Annotated in this window: 18 protein-coding genes; 9 read left to right on the top strand and 9 right to left on the bottom strand. The window is 60.1% G+C overall.

Features of this window, described 5'->3' with window-relative positions:
* Window positions 1-80 precede the first annotated feature (80 nt).
* Together VNX23_RS16210 and VNX23_RS16205 are read left to right on the top strand one after the other, a co-directional pair.
* Window positions 81-773 (top strand): substrate-binding domain-containing protein, encoded by a 693-nt coding sequence (locus tag VNX23_RS16210; protein WP_325631620.1) that lies wholly within the window; start codon window positions 81-83, stop codon window positions 771-773.
* Between the two features lie 200 nt (window positions 774-973).
* Window positions 974-1123, top strand: a complete 150-nt coding sequence (locus VNX23_RS16205) for a hypothetical protein (protein WP_212222990.1) — start codon at window positions 974-976, stop codon at window positions 1121-1123.
* Between the two features lie 37 nt (window positions 1124-1160).
* On the opposite strand, the gene upp is transcribed toward VNX23_RS16205, so the two are convergent.
* From upp to VNX23_RS16175, 6 genes are all read right to left on the bottom strand, one after another.
* Window positions 1161-1799, bottom strand: a complete 639-nt coding sequence (gene upp, locus VNX23_RS16200; protein WP_414643014.1) for a uracil phosphoribosyltransferase — start codon at window positions 1797-1799, stop codon at window positions 1161-1163.
* A gap of 341 nt (window positions 1800-2140) precedes the next feature.
* Window positions 2141-2413: a hypothetical protein gene (locus VNX23_RS16195; protein ID WP_325631616.1), complete on the bottom strand. Its 273-nt coding sequence runs from the start codon at window positions 2411-2413 to the stop codon at window positions 2141-2143.
* A gap of 85 nt (window positions 2414-2498) precedes the next feature.
* Window positions 2499-2984 carry an NUDIX domain-containing protein gene (locus VNX23_RS16190; RefSeq protein ID WP_325631614.1) on the bottom strand — a complete coding sequence of 162 codons (486 nt, stop codon included), beginning with the start codon at window positions 2982-2984 and terminating at the stop codon, window positions 2499-2501.
* 35 nt (window positions 2985-3019) lie between these two features.
* The gene (gene lon / locus VNX23_RS16185; RefSeq protein WP_325631612.1) at window positions 3020-5419 is read right to left on the bottom strand and encodes an endopeptidase La; all 2400 of its coding nucleotides are present in this window, start codon (window positions 5417-5419) and stop codon (window positions 3020-3022) included.
* Between the two features lie 11 nt (window positions 5420-5430).
* Window positions 5431-5829, bottom strand: coding sequence for an Hsp20/alpha crystallin family protein (locus VNX23_RS16180; RefSeq protein ID WP_325631610.1), 399 nt, complete (start codon window positions 5827-5829; stop codon window positions 5431-5433).
* Between the two features lie 223 nt (window positions 5830-6052).
* The gene (locus VNX23_RS16175) at window positions 6053-6286 is read right to left on the bottom strand and encodes a DUF6894 family protein (RefSeq protein WP_325631608.1); all 234 of its coding nucleotides are present in this window, start codon (window positions 6284-6286) and stop codon (window positions 6053-6055) included.
* A gap of 218 nt (window positions 6287-6504) precedes the next feature.
* Here VNX23_RS16175 and VNX23_RS16170 point away from each other — a divergent pair, with 218 nt between their 5' ends.
* The 3 genes from VNX23_RS16170 (at window position 6505) to VNX23_RS16160 (ending at window position 8499) form a co-directional block, all read left to right on the top strand.
* A complete protein-coding gene (locus VNX23_RS16170; protein WP_325631606.1) occupies window positions 6505-7293 on the top strand; it encodes an SDR family oxidoreductase in 789 nt (262 codons plus the stop codon).
* A 257-nt stretch (window positions 7294-7550) separates the two neighbouring features.
* Window positions 7551-8018: a septal ring lytic transglycosylase RlpA family protein gene (locus VNX23_RS16165; RefSeq protein ID WP_325631604.1), complete on the top strand. Its 468-nt coding sequence runs from the start codon at window positions 7551-7553 to the stop codon at window positions 8016-8018.
* Window positions 8019-8118: 100 nt separating this feature from the next.
* Entirely contained in the window at window positions 8119-8499 is a 381-nt protein-coding gene (locus VNX23_RS16160) for a hypothetical protein (RefSeq protein WP_325631715.1), read from the top strand.
* 185 nt (window positions 8500-8684) lie between these two features.
* Here VNX23_RS16160 and VNX23_RS16155 read toward each other — a convergent pair whose 3' ends face one another.
* Window positions 8685-8957, bottom strand: coding sequence for an alpha/beta hydrolase (locus VNX23_RS16155; protein WP_325631603.1), 273 nt, complete (start codon window positions 8955-8957; stop codon window positions 8685-8687).
* Entirely contained in the window at window positions 8954-9604 is a 651-nt protein-coding gene (locus tag VNX23_RS16150) for an alpha/beta fold hydrolase (protein ID WP_325631601.1), read from the bottom strand. The genes VNX23_RS16155 and VNX23_RS16150 overlap by 4 nt, the downstream gene beginning before the upstream one ends.
* Window positions 9605-9890: 286 nt before the next feature.
* Between VNX23_RS16150 and VNX23_RS16145 the strand changes: the two genes are divergently transcribed.
* Window positions 9891-10076: a hypothetical protein gene (locus tag VNX23_RS16145; RefSeq protein ID WP_325631599.1), complete on the top strand. Its 186-nt coding sequence runs from the start codon at window positions 9891-9893 to the stop codon at window positions 10074-10076.
* A gap of 603 nt (window positions 10077-10679) precedes the next feature.
* Entirely contained in the window at window positions 10680-11198 is a 519-nt protein-coding gene (locus VNX23_RS16140) for a hypothetical protein (protein WP_325631597.1), read from the top strand.
* 196 nt (window positions 11199-11394) lie between these two features.
* Here the strand turns inward: VNX23_RS16140 and VNX23_RS16135 are convergent, their stop codons facing one another.
* Window positions 11395-12726, bottom strand: a complete 1332-nt coding sequence (locus VNX23_RS16135; RefSeq protein ID WP_325631596.1) for an alkaline phosphatase family protein — start codon at window positions 12724-12726, stop codon at window positions 11395-11397.
* A 564-nt stretch (window positions 12727-13290) separates the two neighbouring features.
* Between VNX23_RS16135 and VNX23_RS16130 the strand changes: the two genes are divergently transcribed.
* Together VNX23_RS16130 and VNX23_RS16125 are read left to right on the top strand one after the other, a co-directional pair.
* Entirely contained in the window at window positions 13291-13512 is a 222-nt protein-coding gene (locus tag VNX23_RS16130) for a hypothetical protein (protein WP_325631594.1), read from the top strand.
* Between the two features lie 78 nt (window positions 13513-13590).
* Complete coding sequence (locus tag VNX23_RS16125) at window positions 13591-13881, top strand: hypothetical protein (protein ID WP_325631592.1); 291 nt, start codon at window positions 13591-13593, stop codon at window positions 13879-13881.
* The last annotated feature ends 79 nt before the right edge of the window (window positions 13882-13960 follow it).

Genomic DNA, 13960 nt, shown 5'->3' with positions numbered 1-13960 from the left:
CGACGTTCGTAAAAGTGCGTGGGCAAAGACATACGAACGTCGGAACCGGGACACTGGAAGCAAAGGCGAAGGGCTAAAGGATGGCAGATACCATACGCCTGCTTTCGACTCTCGCTTTGATGGGGGCGGTCCGCAACCTTGCGGGAAAATACGAGACGCTGACCGGAACGCGCATCGACGCCGATTTCGCGCCGACCTTGGGGCTGCTTGACCGCCTGCAAAAGGGGGAGACCGCAGATGTGCTCATTCTTACCCAGGAGGGGCTTGCGGGTCTTGCCGCGACAGGGAGCGTGGTTGCGGAAAGCTGCATCGACCTCGCGCGCTCCCTTGTCGGCCTTGCGGTAAGGGCCGGCGTCGCGCGTCCCGATATCGCGACGGAAGAGGCGCTGCGCGCTACGCTTCTCGGCGCGCGATCGGTCGCCTATTCGCGTCTGGGTGCCAGCGGCATCTTCTTTGCGCAACTGATTGCAGGCATGGGAATCGCTTCGGAAGTCAACGCCCGCGCCAACATCGTTCCCCAGGGCTTTACCGCAGAACGGCTGCTCTCGGGTGAGGCGGATCTGGCGGTTCAGCAGATCAGCGAACTCAAGCAGGTTGCCGGCACCGATATCGTCGGGCCGATTCCGCTTCACCTGCAAGATCCCGCGGTTTTTTCCGCCGGACGTCTTTCGGCTTCGACCAGGCCCGAACAGTCCGACAGGCTCCTGAAATTTCTCGCCTCGAAAGAAGTGGCGCCGGCCCTGCGCGACTCTGGACTGGAGCCTTTTTCCTGAGAGCGGATATCGGATGATGCGTCCTTGATCGAACGCAAGGTGGCCGCCGGCAATCGAGTCTAGGTTTGCGGATCGCTCGCGCCGGAGGTTTGGCCTTTCGCCGATCAACGGTTTGCGCCGGAGGCCAGGCGATGATGATCGGAACAGGTTCATGGCTCACGGGTTAATAGAACAAATCCATTTCAGGAAGATCAAACTCCATGATCCGAAAACTGCGGTCAGGTGAGTACCGGCTCTATTCCCGCAAGGTAAATCCCAAGACGGGAAGGCGCCGCAATCTCGGTACCTTCAAGTCGCGCGCGGCTGCTGAAAAGCATGAGCGCGCGGTGCAGTATTTCAAGCGGCACTAAAGCATGCGCCGACCGAGGAGCCGTCTCCGCGCGGCGACTATTTCGTGCCGTACATCCTGTCGCCGGCATCTCCAAGCCCCGGCAGAATATAGCCGTGATCGTTGAGTCTCTCGTCCACTGCGGCCGTCCAGACCGGAACATCCGGATGCTCGGCCTGGAAGTGGTTGATGCCTTCGGGCGCGGCGAGCAGGCAGACAAAGCGCATGTCGCGCGCGCCGCGGGATTTTAGAAGCGAAGCCGCCGCGCAGGCAGAATTGCCGGTTGCCAGCATCGGATCCATCAGAATGACCGGCCGGTCGGAAAGGTCGTGCGGCGCCTTGAAGTAATACTCGACCGCCTGCAGGGTCTGAGGATCACGGTAGAGGCCGACATGCGCGACGCGGGCCGATGGGACAAGGGCGAGCATGCCGTCGAGAAATCCGACACCCGCTCGCAGGATCGGCGCAAAGGTCAGCTTCTTGCCGGCGATCATCGGTGCCTTCATCGGCTGCAAGGGCGTCTCGATATCGACCATCTCGAGGGGCAGGTCGCGGGTGACTTCGTAGCAAAGCAGCATCCCGATCTCGTTCAGGAGCTCCCGAAAGCCTTTGGTAGAACGGTCGCTCTCGCGCATCAGCGTGAGCTTGTGCTGCACCAGAGGATGACTGACGACGTGTACGGAATTCGAAGAAATCATGTAGTCTCCTCGCAACTCGGCCGGCCTTGAGGCGGCTTGCAGTTTTTGTGCCGAACGCGGAGCGGTTGGCGACGATCCGCCATCGCACAAAGCATCATTCGCTTCATGCAATAGGCCACATAATCGCGGGCGTCGCGACAGGTTTTTTCCAGAAAGCGTGGATTGTCCCGCGCTGCACGGTGGCAAAGCCGAAGTGCAGGATGAATCGCCCGTTGGTCGTCAACTGCGAGCGGCCGGTTCAGGAGCGGCGGAGTTGGCGCAATGGATTTTGAAAGGCCCGATGCCTTGCGATGATATGGGCAGTCCGAACGACCCACTCAAGCGGGCGGCGGTCGCCTGCTTCAGCGTGTCTCTGGGTCCGGGATTCTTGTCGCAGACCTGCCGCGCGCTGGCGCCTGCGCGGTCGGGCCTGCCTCCTGGCAGGAAAGCTGGACCCATGATCCATCCGCTGCCTGCTGGTAGGCGTGGCAACCCTGTGCCGTCGGCTGCTCGTCCGGCTTTTGGGCGTTGGCGCTGGCATGGGAATTCAAGGACGCATTCTTCGCCAGCGCTGGCGCCATCAGTGCAGCCAGGACGCCGATCGAACCAACGAAGATCAATCGTGTGATCCGCATATGAGGCTCTTCGTTCGAAATGTCTGCTTTCAAGGAAAAGATTTTGGCGATTCTTGGCCAATGGATTTTCCGCCCGACCGGATTCTCAATCATTAAAAAGCACCCCGCGGGCGCTTTGGACGAGAAGTTCAAGGCGGTCCAGCAGCGGAATTTGGCTCGCCAATATCTTCTTCCGGGCGAGAGGCAGATCGAACCAGGCGGCACGGTCGATCTCGGGAATTTGCACCATGCGACCACTGCGCCGAGGCCATTCGACCGCGACCATATTGCTGCGCACCGTGTTCACATCGAGATCGCCCTCCAATGCGAAGGCGTGAACGACCTTTCCGGACCGCTGACGTATGTCGCCAAGCGGGACAAGTGCCCCGATCGCTTGAACACCAAGTTCTTCCTTGAACTCGCGTCTCGCCGCGATCTGCGCATCCTCGCTCGCGTCGAATTCTCCCTTGGGGATGGACCAGGCACCGAGATCTCGATTGCGCCAGAAAAATCCGCCGGGATGAACGAGAAGGACATCCAAGCGATCGCCGCTGTTGTGGTACATCACGATGCCAGCGCTCATGACCGCCATGGCCGTCAATCCAGGATGCCGCGGAGCTGCAGCTTCTATTGCGCAGCAATATCGCGCGGCGAGCGACTGCCCACCAGGGCTTGCGCGATCGCCTCGTCGACGCGCTCCAGCCAGATGAACTCGAGTCTCTCGCGAGCGCCCGACGGAATATCGTCGAAGTCGCGCTTGTTCCGCGCCGGCAACATGACACGGGTGATGCCGGCGGCAGCGGCGGCGACCACTTTTTCCTTGATGCCGCCCACCGGAAGCACCAGGCCCCGCAGCGAGATTTCGCCGGTCATGGCGGTATCACTTCTGACTGTGCGTTCGGTCAGCAGCGAGGTTAGCGCGATAAACATCGCGACCCCCGCACTTGGTCCGTCCTTGGGCGTCGCGCCTGCAGGCACGTGGACGTGGATGTCACTCTTTTCGAAGAGTGAGGGGTCGACGCCGAGCTGAGAGGCGCGGCTCTTCACCAGCGTCAGCGCGGCCTGAGCGCTTTCGCGCATCACCTCGCCGAGCTGGCCGGTCAGGATCAGCGTTCCTCTTCCTGGCGTGCGTGTCGCTTCGATGAAGAGAATGTCGCCACCGACCGGCGTCCAGGCGAGCCCGGTCGCAACGCCCGGAACGCAGGTGCGCATGGCGATCTCGCTTTCGAAGCGAGGCGGACCGAGGATCGCGGTCAGGTCTTTTGCGGTTAGAACAATCCGGCTCTTGCTGCCTTCGGCGACCTGGACAGCCACGTGGCGAAAGGCCTTGCCGATTTCCCGTTCCAGATTGCGGACGCCTGCCTCGCGGGTATAGCCCCTGATGATCAGCCGCAGTGCGTCAGAATCGATTTCGGCCTGGTCTGCTTTCAGCCCGTTTGCCTCGAGTTGACGGCGGACCAGATAGCGCCGTGCGATCTCGAGCTTTTCGTCCTCGGTATATCCGGCGAGGCTGATGATCTCCATTCGGTCCAGTAGCGGACCCGGGACTGTGTCGAGCATGTTGGCGGTGGCCAAAAATACGACCCGCGACAGATCGAAGGGCACGCCGAGATAATTGTCGCGGAACGTCGAGTTCTGCTCGGGATCCAGAACCTCAAGCATTGCGGCCGAAGGGTCGCCTTGAATACCGCGCCCCGTCTTGTCGATCTCGTCGAGCATCATGATGCAGTTGCGTGCCCCGGCCTTTTTGATCGCCTGAATGATGTTGCCCGGTAGTGCGCCGATATAGGTACGGCGGTGGCCGCGTATTTCCGCCTCGTCGTGAACGCCGCCAAGACTGACACGCACGAAGGGCCGTCCCATCGCGCGCGCGATCGATTGCCCGAGCGACGTCTTGCCGACGCCGGGCGGCCCGACGAAACAGAGGATGGGAGCCTTGCCTTCCGGTGCCAGCTTGCGGACGGCGAGATATTCGATGATCCGGCTCTTGATCTTCTCCAGACCGTAATGGTCCTCGTCAAGGATGCGCCGCGCTTCGGCGATATCGATCGGCTTTTCTTCCGGCAGGCTCCAGGGAAGCTCGATCAGCCAGTCGAGATAGCTGCGGACCATGCCGGCTTCGGCGGCGCCTTCCGGCATGCGCTCGTAGCGGCGAACCTCCTTGCGCGCCTGAGTTTCTGCCTCCGGCGGCATCTTGGCCTTTGCGATGGCCTCATTCAGCTCGGTAACCTCCTGCGCCTTTCCGTCACCCTCGCCAAGCTGACGCTGAATGGTTGCCATCTGCTCGCGGAGAATCGCCTCGCGTTGACGCTCGTCGAAGCTCGCCTTGGTCTGCTGGCCGATTTCACGGCTGAGGCGAAGGACCTCGATACGCTCGGCAAGATGGCGCGAAACCTTTTCCATGCGCAGCGCAAGGTCGACGGTCTCCAGGATCTCCTGCTTCTCCTGCGGTTTGATGTCCATGTAGGACGTTGCGAGGTCCGCCAGTGTCGTGGGCGAAGTCGTGGCCTGAAGCACGGAGATCAATTCCTGCGGAGCTTGCGGGAGCAATTCGGCCGCTTCAATCGCCTGGCGTTGCAAATTCAGGAAGCGCGCCTCGATTTCCGGCGAGTTCGTCGTCGGCTCGGGTATGTGAAGCACGCGTGCCACCGGAAACGGCGTGCCCGGCAGATAATCGAGGATGCGAATGCGCTGCACGCCCTGGCAGACCAGGTGGTGGCTGTCATCAGGCGCGGTGATGTAGCGCACGATGTTTGCCATGGTTCCGACGCGATAGAGATCGTCGGGTCCCGGCTCATTCAGCTCGGGATCGCGCTGCAGCAGGATTCCGATCGGCCGCTGCTCGCGCACGGCCTGTTGCGCGGCCGCAATCGATTTCGGCCGTCCTATGGTGATGGGAATGACGACGCCCGGAAGCAGCACCGTATTGCGCACCGGAACGATGATGAGGGCGTCTTGCGGGATGGCGGCCGCGTGACCGGGGGAGGCGGTGGTGCCCTGGGCAAATTCGCTCGCTTGGTCGACCATGCTGCGCCTCCTCAACCGGATTTGGTGAGGCGCAAACCGACGCAGCCGTTGGCGGCAAAGCGGCTAATGATGTAACGGCCCAACGGCAGGGGTATGCGCCGCTCGAACCGACCCTGAGGCAGCTCGAGACGCAGAATTCGCGCGTTGCGCAATTCGGACGGCAATACCCGGTGTCCGCTGACGACAAGCATTCCCTTGTCGATCACGGCGATGACCTCATCGGGATCGACGCCCGGCAACGCGATGAGAATTAGCACTTCGCGGTCGGTCTCGAGCACGTCGATCGGCGGTTCCCAGCTTGGCTCGCTGGTTGGCCGCAAATTGAGAAATTGCTGGTGCAATCGTTCGGCGCGGGCGAGCGTCTCGATGGCGTTGGACAGCATCCAGTTGATGGGATCCTTGGTCGACATGCGTCTCAGCCTGGAACCGGTATAAGAAAGCGATAGCGTGCCCAATCAAATGACAGGAATCAAGCAACGCAGTTTCCTTGGGAGATATGGGCGAAATGCCTCTCCTGCCATTGCCCAATGGCGTTTCCGGGACAACCTGAGCTCGATCGATCGTCGTTCGCGCCTGCTAGTCCTGCATTGAGACGCCAGCAGAACGGCATGGTTTGCTTGATCGACGCGGCTCTCAGTGCGATTTACCGAGCAATGAGTCGAAGGGAAGGTTGAAGATCTCTTCGCCGTTCTCGTCGCTGACATGCAAGACCCAGCCTCGCCAGTCTTCCATGATGGGTGCCGCGATCAGGGCCTGTACAGCTAAGGTTGCTTGCTCGCAGACTTCGGCCGGATCACCTACAGCGGTGCTGCGGCGCCTGACCGGCGCGTTTTCGGGATTGGAGCAGTGCAAATAAAGCCGGGCCACGTTCCGCCTCCGGCAAAAAAAGCAAAGCGTACGGATAGCAACGCCAATTCGGGCGCGACATTCGGTTGAATCGCTTAAGGAGAAATACGGAGGTTACCAAGATTCGGTCCGTCCCGCTCCAGTTGTGCCGGCCAAGGATGGTTATCGCTGTTGAAGGTCAACGATAATCTCATGTTATGCTGCCAACTCCCTGAGTTGTGCAAAGGATTTGCTCCCTTATGAGCCTGTTCGATCAGAGATTCGATCCCGCGCGCGAGGCAGCGCTGGTAACGGGTGCGGGGAACGGCATTGGACGGGCCATCGCGCAAGCCCTGGTCGGCGAAGGCGTGCGTACCATCTTCGCCGATATCAATCCGCAGACGGTCAAGGCCGCAGTCGAGTCCTCGCCACGGCCGGAATTAGCGGTGCCGTGGGTCGGTGATCTGGCCGATCCCAAGGCATGCGAGGCGCTCCTTGCGGATGCAATCTCCGCCGTCGGGCAGGTCACGCATTTCGTCCACAGCGCCTCGCCGCCGCGCCGCGAGGCGGACCATGCATTGGCCGTCGGTCAAGAGACCTGGGAACGGATGCGGGCGGTCAATGTCGAGGCCGGGTTTCACCTCGCGCGCGAACTTGCGCGAAAACTAATCGCGACAAAACAGCCCGGCTCGTTCCTGTTCCTGACGTCGCTGCACGCCGAAACGCCGCGCAACCTGCCGCACTATTCGGCCGCGAAAGCGGCCATGGCGATGCTGGTCAAGGAATTGGCAAAAACGCTCGGCCGTTTCGGAATCCGGGTCAATGCGCTGGTGCCCGGCGCCATCGCCGCCGGTGGTTTCGTCGCCGATCCGGCGCTGGCGCGTCATATCCCGCTTGGGCATCTCGGCCAGGCCGAGGACCTCGCGCCGATAGCGCTCGCGATATTGTCGAATAGGATTTCGGCTTACGTCACTGGCGCCGCGATCGTGGTCGACGGCGGCCTTTCACTGACCAACTGGTTCGAGCCACCTGATCTCGGCCAGCTCTAGACTTCCCCCCGTGTGGCGCAACTGGCACACCCGCCGGAAATCGCGCCGCCGGCGCGTTGTCATCCGGCCATGCGTCACGGTTCCGCCTCGATTGGGCTTCGCTCTGGTCGCGCTGGGGGCCCAGACCGGGGATTATTATGTCTTCTGTCCAAGATGCCCAAATTTTACGGATCGATTTTCGAACGAGGTATATTGGTTTTTCCGTTTCGCAAGTCTCGACGAGGGCTGTCGGGAAGGGCGTTCGGCTATCGACTGTGATGCTCGGAGCGGGGTTGCTCGCGGCCTGCGCCCAATCCTCGGTCGCGACCCGGAATTTCGAAGCGCCTCCTGGCGCTAGCCGTCATGCGTCGTTGCCGCACTATCGGACTTCTTCGTCCGGGACGCGTGTCGCTACGGCAAGGCATACCCCCTTTCGGCGCCACAAGAACACAGACGGGACGCCAACGGCGTCGGGGGGCATCGCGAGCTTCTACACGGAGGGCACGCAGACGGCGAGCGGCGAAAAATTCGATCCGAATGAATTGACCGCTGCGCATCGCACTTTGCCGTTCGGCACGCGGTTGCGTGTCACGAATGTCGCGACGGGCAAGTCGGTCACCGTCCGGGTCAATGACCGCGGCCCTTATGTCCGTGGCCGGGTTGTCGACGTCTCCTATTCCGCAGCGGAATCGCTCGGCATCGTCGATAAGGGGGTTACGAACGTCAAGCTTGACGTCGTGCATTAAGCCCGTCAGCGGCCAGGCAACTATCATTTCGTCCGCGCCCTGCTCGAGGTTGCGCCGTGCTTTCGTCAGAGCTAGCTTTTGGCGAAACATGGAGGCGTTGATGCGTTATGGTTTGTTGATCGCAGGGCTGTTGGCTCTTTCGGCGCCGGCAGATGCGGCCTCGCGCGCGGAATACGTGACTATGGTGTTGCAGGCTTTCGCTGCAAAAGTGCAATGCCCCGGCATGGACGTCGTGTACCAGGATCTGGTTCAGAAGGCGCAGGAGATGCAACTGCCGGACGGAACCACCGAACAGGTGCGAAAGGCCATCGCTTACATGCATACGGGTGGAAGAATGGGCGAGCGTCAGGCGGACGACCTGATGTCGGAAGTCGCGATCGCGACACAGTCGACGGACCTCGACCAGAAGCGCCTTGGCATGACCACCTGGTGCGAAACCCAAAAAGACAAGCTTGCCGGATTTGTTCGCACCAAAAATTAGCCCATGATCCGGACCCGAAGGGCCGCGTTAGCGCAAAGCGTGCAGCGGTTTTCCTTCGCGGCAAACGCGGAACGCGTTTGCGCGGAGATCATGCGCGAACAATAAAACCAAAGCGCGATGGCGATTCGATATAAAGCCACCGCGCTTTGGTACGGGCGCGGGCTCCGATCTTTGACGGAGCGCGATCAGTTGGTTTTGGCGGCGGCGCGGACGAAAGCCGCCAGTTCGGAGTTGAAGCGCGGAGCATCCTCGTAGAACGGGGAATGACCGATCCCGTCATAGACGGAGAGCTTCGCTCCGGGGATCACCGAGGCGGTGTATTGGCCGGCGCCGAGCCTGGCGTTGCGATCTTCCGCGCCATGAGTCACCAGCACCGGCAGCTTCAGTTTGGACATCATTTCCGTCGCGTCGAGCGGGCGGCCGGAAAGGCCGGCGCGCACCTTTGGCAATACCATCATGTTGAACGCGAGCATGGTCTCGTAGTCGTCGGCGGTGGCTGTTTGGAGAAGCAGCCGTGGAGGAAGGTTCGGGTCGCGGTGATGTTGGTGAGGAGATCTTCCGACGCCATCAGCGGCAGGTTCTTCAGATTGTCGCCGATGAGGGCGGGATCGACCTTGATCGGCGCATCGACGAAATTGATGCCGGCGATCTGGCCGGTGCCGTGAGTCGAAAGATAGTCCGATATCACCCGACCGGCATAGGACCAGCCGACCAGGACAGGTCGTTTCAGACCGGCGGCATCGATCACGGCCTGAACCTCGTCACCCCAGGCCTTTGAATCCCGGTATCGCGCGGCATCCAGAGGTTTGTCTGAATTGCCGTGGCCCCGCAGATCGTAAGTCACGATGCGGAACTCTTTGGCGAGGTCGCTGTCGACCTGGCGTATCCAGGAAAGATGGCTCTGTGAGAAACCATGAATGAAGAGGATTTCGGGGCCGGCCGGATTGCCCCACTCCTGCGCGGAGATGGTCAGACCATCGGGCGTTTTTACGTTGATGGGCTTGAATTTCTGGTCCGCTGCAAGGCCCGTTTGCGCCATGGCTAGGAACAAACTGGCAGCGATCGTCGTTTTGACACAGCCGCTATCGCGCACGGTCATCGGCATCCAAATCCTCCCCTTTCTTGTCGTGGATTGCTTTTCTGGATGGAAATCGTTGCCAGCTTAGCACAGGCGGGGAACGTTGCGTAAGCTCGATTGCATCCTCAGGTTGGGCTGGCATCCTCGGTCCTGCGGCACGATCGCGGTGCGCGAGAAGTGGCGCCGGAATACATACGCTGGAATACACAGGCGGTCAGTGGAACGAGAGCGCCCACATCGCGGTTTGAACGCAATTGCGGAGCAACCTTACCGTTCTCTGCGGCTCCGAATGGCAGAACATGAGGAGAGCAACATGATATCCGAAATCAAGATTCACACCATCGCGCGTCAGATGTTTGAGAAGCATGGTACTGCGGCGATCGCGCAAGCAGCCCAGAATGCTCTGGCAAGCGAACGCAAGGGTGACGCTGAGGAAGCAAAGGAATGGCGTCACATCGAGGACGCCATGAAAATGATGCGGGGGCCGCATCAAAGCTGACGGATCGGATAGCGGCGGATGGCCTTCCGTCCGCCGCGTCGGCCAGGTCGCGCTACGCTTCCAATTCGGATTGTTCAAAACCGTTGGTGGCGAGAGCCGCTATTCTTTTGTCCGTTAGCTGCATGGTTGATTGCTCCGGCAAGCGCGAAAAATGCCAATACGGATTCGAAGTGAATCGTTCCGTATTGGCCGTCGCTCACGAAGGGGGCCCCGGAGGCCCCGCGAAGAGCTAGTATCCCGAGGACTTGTTCGAAGTTGGTGCGCCAGCTGCACTTGGCTTCGCCGTGCTGGATCGGTGACTCATCCCGGTGGTCGTGCCAGGCTTCACGTGGCTAGACTTCATCTGGTGGTGTTTGACGTGGGACTTGGCAGCTGAAGGTGCGGATTGCGGCTCGTTTTGGGCCGACGCAATGGCTGTGGTGGCAAGAAACGACGCGACGGCGAGAGCCGAGACAGTGAGTTTGGATCGCATGGAAGTCTCCTCTGCGAGATGGATGGTGCGTATCAAACCTGCGACCAGGATTTGGGTTCCTTGAATTATGCGCACTCTGGCTATGACTGGACCGCCGCAGAAAGACAGTCCCGAATGATTTTCGGAACAACTTGATCCAGCTCCGGTGCTTTTCGGGAACGCCGCATGAGGAACTGCTGACAAAGCAGAGGGATGATCACGTTGCTCCGGGCTCCCGTGCGTGCTGGCCAGCGCTCCGGCCATCATCATTCCCGCTGGCGCGGACCCTTGCGGGAACCGTTAACGGAAAGCTGTTCTGGCCTTTGAGCCGGGGAACTCGCGGTAACTGCAGTCGGTTAAAAAAAGCTTTCATTTTTCGAAAACACCACAACCACCGGAAAGACATTCCCAATTCGGATTTGCGATTGATGGTCAATGTTCCCGATTGGGAGACGATGATGGGAGTTGCAGAAGGGGCAATCTTCGTGCCCGAAGATATTCAATTGCTACAGACGACGCTGGATGAGGTTTTGACCATCTTGCCGGTCGCAAACCGCACGGCGGCGATGAGGAACAGGCTCGCTTCTCGAATTCTGGCGGCAGCGGCAAAGGGCGAGCGCGATCCGGTGCAACTGCGGATTTCCGCGCTGCTGGCGCCGGCCGACGAATGAGGCGCGCCCAGCGGAGCCGGAGCAGAGTTAGCCCGTTCTATGGAAGGATGCTCGAACAACGGGTTGGTGTGAGTTCTTGCGACAATCAAGGCAGGGCCGACCGGCGGCGTTGGCTCGCTCACCAACCGCAGAAACGAAGCGGCCCCGACGAACAAGCCGTCGGGGACCGTGATTTCTGTAGTCCGCTAGGAAGTGATCAATCGTCTCGCTGACACCTTCCGAACTGATCTTCGGGGCGGGCGGAGATATCCGAACCGGTGCAGCCGAAGAAGCCTTGCAGCCCGGCTTGGCCGGCGTAACCGAGGTGACCGAGCCCGAAGATATCTTCGATCGTCTTCAACATCGAATAGTGGTTGAAGGGAACGTTGGACACGGTTCCTGGCTTGAGGAACGGCGACAGCAGCACGCCGCCGACGCGATCGCCACCGAAGCCCGGAGTGCTGATGAAGAAGTTGGGAGGGCTGCCATCAGCGTTCTCAAACCCGAGGGTCAGCGGTTGACCGTTGGCGACCAGCGGCCCGATGTTGGGTCCAGGTTGCTGACCGCAGCAGCTGGTGCCCTGATTGGTAATGGCATTAAAAGACCCACCGTTGATCGAAGTAATGTTAAGGCCGCCCTCGTCGAACGTAATGATCAACAGACCGTCTTCCTTGAATGCGGGCGAGTTGGTGATTAACGGAACCGTCGCTTTCAGGAAGGCATTGGCGCCGACGAGGCCACCGCCGAAATGGGTGCCGTCGGTCTTTTCTCCGTTTTTGCACGCCGTCACCGCGCCGTTCCCGTCATGGCCGTCATGGCAGAGATTGGGCGTGATGAAGACAAAATTCGGCGTCGTCGATTCGTGCTGCAAGTCCTGAGCCAGCTGATTGAAATTGACGACGTGCTTGGCGCACTCGCCGCTGTCGATCAGCGAATGAAAGTATACGAAGGGATTGTGGCGCGCAGCGTATTGATCACCACCCGGAAATGCCTCGGCCCCTTGCGTATCATCGAGTTCGTTCAGGGCGACTTTGCCTTGCGGGTCGAGCGGCTGGCCGCAGGTCGTCTGCTCACGTTTTGGGTTTAGGCCCATGTCTTCCATGTAGCCTTTCCACGTAAAGCGAGCTGCAGTCAGTTGATCGGCAAGCGTCTTGAACTGAGCGGGGTAGACACAACCGGTGCCGATCGCCTGGCCATCAGGCGTGACGCCGGTGAGTTTGAAGTCATCATAGAACGTACAATCGACGTGGGTCTGCACCGTCGATGACTGGCCGCTGATCATGGCGATGTAATTGTCGAGACTGACGTGCCCCGTGCCATAGTACTGGCTCAGCAGCACACCCTGGCTCGGCAGGGTCTGCGCCAAGAACTGGGTGGCCGGATTCTGCTGAGCGGCAGTGCCGAAAGTGGTATTGAAGCCTTCGTTCTCTAAAACGATGACAAAGACGTGGCCAATCTTGCCGTCTCGATCCGCCATCGCCGACGGCGATGCCGCGAGCGATCCGGCGAGCATGGCCGCGGCAAGCGGCCATTTCAAAAGGTTGAACATGGATGATACCCCAGGAGCTGGTGAAAATTCTAAGAGACGCGGTCGGTTTCGTGACCACGCGGGGCGTGTTGGTAGCCACCGATTGTTACAAGTGCGCGACGGGAACATGATACGGGACCACGCAGGCAGCTTTTCAAGACGATCATCTGCAACAAGGAGGCGCGTTCGTATGTTGCTCAACATGATCGCACGGAGCCGCGCGCAGCCGGCACCAATCATGAACTATCCGGGCCATTGCCGGCGGACAGTGGCCTGAGGCAAGCGTCCGAGACAGACGCGGACATGGCCGGAAGCAGGCGTCTGAGCCATCCAAGGTGTCGATCGGCTCTCCTGCATCGACGCTTCCTGGACTCTGGCGATGATCGCCGCGATCCTGGTGTCGCTGGAGTTGATTTCTCAGGCCGATCGATCTCGGTGCTGCCCCAAAAGGGCATCGAAAGGCAAAAAAACGACCGGGTCTGGCGCTCCGGTAATGTTCAAGGCGCGCCGTCACGCTAGGAACCTTTTGCGGGCATCAGCATTGCACTCGTTACTATCGATGTCGTCGGTGAGGAGTGTCTGGTGATGGCAACGCAAATCGTAATGGATCGCTACGGGGATACGCGGCACAATTTCGATGCAAATGACGTGAAATCACTACAGCGCGCAGAAGCGCGGTTCAAAAAATTGACCGGCCTGGGTTTCACGGCAGCCGTACGGGGCGCATCCGGAGATGTCGAAATAGCACGCAGGTTTGATCCTGGTGCGGAAGAAACCCTGTTTTTCCCGCGGCTCGTAGGCGGTTAGGAGCCGGCTTTGCTGGCTCGCTGGTTTCGAGGTTTACGGGAGAGATTCCAGCAGGCGCACCCCAGAGATGCGCGTGGCATGAAACTATTGAGAGAATGGCTCTCCCCTGAACAACTCGCCCAATATGACGCTCATGGCTATTTTGATGTTACTGGCAGTGACAGTGGGAGAAGGTATCGAATTCACCATGGCACGGCGATGAACGTCATCGAAATCGACCACATCCGCGGCTACCCTCGGGTCGGGTTGTGTTTCACCACCGAAGCCGGGTTTGTCGCCGGCGACGTCATGCTGGCACAAAAAATTGCACTGGAGACCAGAGAGCACGGCGTCCTGGCTATCGCTCACAGGTTCGCCGTCAATCCCTGACAAGGGCGAGGCTGGGCCCCGCCACGAAACCGCACAACGTCGTTCACCGATTAATCCATGACCGAGGGTCGATCGATGG

The sequence above is a fragment of the Bradyrhizobium sp. genome (assembly GCF_035570375.1).
Classification (GTDB): Bacteria; Pseudomonadota; Alphaproteobacteria; order Rhizobiales; family Xanthobacteraceae; genus Bradyrhizobium.
This window is presented reverse-complemented; position numbering and strand designations above follow the sequence as displayed.

Coding starts and splice junctions, on each gene's coding strand:
- VNX23_RS16190 (WP_325631614.1), bottom strand. CDS start 2,984: ATGGCGGTCATGAGCGCTGGCATCGTGATGTACCACAACAGCGGCGAT.
- upp (WP_414643014.1), bottom strand. CDS start 1,799: ATGATTTCTTCGAATTCCGTACACGTCGTCAGTCATCCTCTGGTGCAG.
- VNX23_RS16150 (WP_325631601.1), bottom strand. CDS start 9,604: ATGCCGATGACCGTGCGCGATAGCGGCTGTGTCAAAACGACGATCGCT.
- VNX23_RS16210 (WP_325631620.1), top strand. CDS start 81: ATGGCAGATACCATACGCCTGCTTTCGACTCTCGCTTTGATGGGGGCG.
- VNX23_RS16195 (WP_325631616.1), bottom strand. CDS start 2,413: ATGCGGATCACACGATTGATCTTCGTTGGTTCGATCGGCGTCCTGGCT.
- VNX23_RS16205 (WP_212222990.1), top strand. CDS start 974: ATGATCCGAAAACTGCGGTCAGGTGAGTACCGGCTCTATTCCCGCAAG.
- VNX23_RS16125 (WP_325631592.1), top strand. CDS start 13,591: ATGAAACTATTGAGAGAATGGCTCTCCCCTGAACAACTCGCCCAATAT.
- VNX23_RS16145 (WP_325631599.1), top strand. CDS start 9,891: ATGATATCCGAAATCAAGATTCACACCATCGCGCGTCAGATGTTTGAG.
- VNX23_RS16165 (WP_325631604.1), top strand. CDS start 7,551: ATGCTCGGAGCGGGGTTGCTCGCGGCCTGCGCCCAATCCTCGGTCGCG.
- VNX23_RS16130 (WP_325631594.1), top strand. CDS start 13,291: ATGGCAACGCAAATCGTAATGGATCGCTACGGGGATACGCGGCACAAT.
- VNX23_RS16135 (WP_325631596.1), bottom strand. CDS start 12,726: ATGTTCAACCTTTTGAAATGGCCGCTTGCCGCGGCCATGCTCGCCGGA.
- VNX23_RS16160 (WP_325631715.1), top strand. CDS start 8,119: ATGCGTTATGGTTTGTTGATCGCAGGGCTGTTGGCTCTTTCGGCGCCG.
- VNX23_RS16170 (WP_325631606.1), top strand. CDS start 6,505: ATGAGCCTGTTCGATCAGAGATTCGATCCCGCGCGCGAGGCAGCGCTG.
- VNX23_RS16155 (WP_325631603.1), bottom strand. CDS start 8,957: ATGATGGTATTGCCAAAGGTGCGCGCCGGCCTTTCCGGCCGCCCGCTC.
- VNX23_RS16180 (WP_325631610.1), bottom strand. CDS start 5,829: ATGTCGACCAAGGATCCCATCAACTGGATGCTGTCCAACGCCATCGAG.
- lon (WP_325631612.1), bottom strand. CDS start 5,419: ATGGTCGACCAAGCGAGCGAATTTGCCCAGGGCACCACCGCCTCCCCC.